Genomic DNA, 773 nt, shown 5'->3' with positions numbered 1-773 from the left:
TAGGCCTCGCCCTCGTCGCGCAGGACGTCGGCCTCGCCGGTGATGACCAGGGCCGGGGGCAGTCCGGTGAGCTGCTCGGTGGAGGCGCGCAGCGGGGAGGCGGTGATCTGCGCCCGCTCGGTCTCGTCGGTGGTGTACTGGTCCCAGAACCACTGCATGCCGTCGCGGCGCAGGAAGTAGCCGGTGGCGAACTGGTGGTAGGAGGCGGTGTCGAAGCTCGCGTCGGTCACCGGGTAGAACAGCACCTGCTGCACCAGCGGGACGTCCCCGCGCTCCTTGGCCATCAGCGTCAGCGCGGCGCTCATGTTGCCGCCGACGGAGTCGCCGGCCACGGCCAGCCGTGCGGCGTCCAGGCCGTGGTCGGCCCCCTCCCGCACGATCCACTGGGCGACGGCGTAGTTCTGCTCGATGGCGACGGGGTAGCGGGCCTCGGGTGAGAGGTCGTACTCGGGGAAGACCACGGCGGCGTCGGCGCCGACGGCGAGTTCGCGGACCAGGCGGTCGTGGGTGTGGGCGTTGCCGAACACCCAGCCCGCGCCGTGGATGTAGAGGATCACCGGCAGGGTGCCGGTGGCGCCCGCGGGACGGACGAGGCGTGCGCGGACGCTGCCCGTCGGGCCGCCGGAGACGGTGATCCACTCCTCGTCGACGGCCGGCTTGGCGATCTCGCCGGACTGCACCTCGTCGACCGCCTTGCGGCCCTCGGCGGGCGGCAGGTCGAACAGGTAGGGCGGGTTGGCGGTGGCCTCGACGAAGGCCTGCGCGGCGGGTTC

1 protein-coding gene is annotated in these 773 nt (G+C 73.0%); it reads right to left on the bottom strand.

The genetic code is table 11. The annotated features are described in order from the left end of the window. The coding region (locus M8J74_RS44205; protein ID WP_249841775.1) for an alpha/beta hydrolase at positions 1–773 on the bottom strand (773 nt) is incomplete at both ends.

It is taken from the genome of Streptomyces panaciradicis (assembly GCF_023516615.1).
GTDB classification, from domain to species: Bacteria; Actinomycetota; Actinomycetes; order Streptomycetales; family Streptomycetaceae; genus Streptomyces; species Streptomyces panaciradicis.
Note: the sequence above shows the minus strand (reverse complement) of the source record. Positions and strands in the feature narration are given on the sequence as shown.